Raw genomic sequence first — 2,206 nt, 5'->3', positions numbered from 1 at the left:
GGGGGTGGGTCAGGCGGCGGTCCTGGTGCACGAGGACACAGCCGGCGACAAACGCCTGGTCGCCTACGTCGTTCCGGTCCGGGGCGAAGGCGCCGCCGTGCCGCAGGATCTCGCGCGCGACGTACGGGAGTTTGTGGCGGGCCGGCTGCCGCAGTACATGGTGCCCTCGGCGGTGATGGTGCTGGACGCGCTGCCGCTGACGGTGAACGGCAAGCTCGACCGCAAGGCGCTGCCGGCCCCGGAGTACGTGAGCGGCGGAGGCCGGGGCCCGGTCACGGTGCAGGAGGAGATCCTGTGCCAGGCGTTCGCTCAGGTTCTCGGTCGGGAGCGGGTCGGGGTCGAAGACGACTTCTTCGTACTGGGTGGGCATTCGCTGTTGGCGACGCGGTTGGTGAGTCGGGTGCGTGCGGTGCTGGGGGTGGAGGTGGCGCTGCGGACATTGTTCGAGGCGTCGACGCCGGCTGCTCTCGCCGCACGGCTGGAGCAGGCGGCTGCGGCGCGTCCGGCGTTGGTGGCGGGGGAGCGGCCGCAGCGGGTGCCGCTGTCGTACGCCCAGCGACGGCTGTGGTTCCTGACGCAGCTGGAGGGGCCGAGCGCGACGTACAACATTCCGACGGCTCTGCGGTTGTCGGGTGCGCTGAACCGGGGTGCGCTGGAGGGTGCGCTGCGGGATGTGGTGGGGCGGCATGAGGTGCTGCGGACGGTGTTCGCGGTGGCTGACGGGGAGCCGTACCAGCGGATTCTGCCGGTCGAGGAGACCGGGTTCGCTCTGACCGTCGCCGAGGTGGGCACGGAGGAGCTGGCCGGGGCGGTGGCGGAGGCGGCGCGGTATGCCTTCGATCTGGCGCAGGAGATCCCTGTCCGGGCGCGGCTGTTCTCGGTGGGTCCGGATGAGCATGTGCTGATGCTGGTGGTGCACCACATCGCGGGTGACGGCTGGTCGATGGGTCCGCTGGCGCGGGATGTGTCGGCGGCGTACGCGGCGCGGGTCGAGGGCCGGGCGCCGGTGTGGGCGCCGTTGCCGGTGCAGTACGCGGACTATGTGCTGTGGCAGCAGGAGGTGTTCGGGTCGGAGGACGATCCGGAGAGTGTGCTGTCGCGGCAGGTGAGGTTCTGGCGTGAGGCGCTGGCGGACGCTCCGGAGGAGCTGACGCTGCCCTACGACCGCATCCGCCCCGCGGTGGCTTCGCACGAGGGTCATGCGGTGGCGCTGGAGCTGTCGGCGGACGTGCATGCGCGGTTGCGTGAGGTGGCGCGTGAGCGCGGCGTGACCGTGTTCATGGTGCTTCAGGCGGCGCTCGCGGTGACGTTGTCGCGGGTGGGTGCGGGCACGGACATCCCGATCGGTTCGGCGGTCGCGGGCCGTACCGACGAGGCGCTGGACGATCTGGTCGGGTTCTTCGTGAACACGCTGGTGATGCGGACGGATCTGTCGGGTGATCCGACCTTCGGGCAGGTGCTGGAGCGGGTCAGGGAAACGAGTCTGGCCGCGTTCGCGCACCAGGACGTGCCCTTCGAGCGGCTGGTCGAGGAACTGGCGCCGGTGCGTTCCCTGGCGCGGCACCCGCTGTTCCAGGTCATGCTGACCCTCCAGAACAACGCCCAGGCCAGCGTCGACCTGCCGGGACTGCGCGCGGGCGGAGTACCGGCCCCGACGGCCGGCCCGGCCGGCCCGGCCGGCACGCCCCGGCCGGTGACGGCCAAGTTCGACCTGGACGTCACCGCCACCGAGGTCTTCGACACCGACGGCACGCCTGCTGGTCTGCGGGGTGTGGTGACTGTGGCTGCTGATGTGTTCGAGGCGGGGGCGGCCGCGCGGTTCGCGGAGTGGCTGGCGCGGGTGGTTGAGGCGGTGGTGGATGCTCCGGACGTCCGGATGAGTGCGGTGGAGGTACTGAGCCTGGATGAGCGGGCGTTGGTGTTGGAGGGGTGGAACGGTGTGGGTGTGGGTGTGGTGGGTGGGTTGGTTCCGGAGCGGATTGCGGAGTGGGCGGTGGTGGATCCGGGTGCGGTGGCGGTGGTGTGTGAGGGGGTGGAGTTGTCGTATGGGGAGTTGGATGTGTGGGCGAATCGGTTTGCGTGGTTGTTGAGGGGTCGGGGTGTGGGTGTGGAGTCGGTGGTGGGTTTGTGTTTGCCACGGGGTGTGGAGATGGTGGCTGCGGTGGTGGGTGTGTGGCGTGCGGGTGGGGCGTATGTGCCGTTGGAT

Annotated in this window: 1 protein-coding gene; it reads left to right on the top strand. The window is 70.5% G+C overall.

All coding sequences use genetic code 11. The features are described 5' to 3' along the window. Window positions 1-4: 4 nt before the first annotated feature. Window positions 5-2,206: condensation domain-containing protein (locus tag ABEB07_RS01335; protein ID WP_345666646.1), on the top strand; the 2,202-nt coding region annotated here is incomplete at its 3' end.

Source organism: Streptomyces similanensis (assembly GCF_039543625.1).
GTDB lineage: Bacteria > Actinomycetota > Actinomycetes > Streptomycetales > Streptomycetaceae > Streptomyces > Streptomyces similanensis.
The sequence above is the reverse complement of the archived record's forward strand: the minus strand, read 5'-3'. Positions and strand labels throughout refer to the sequence as shown.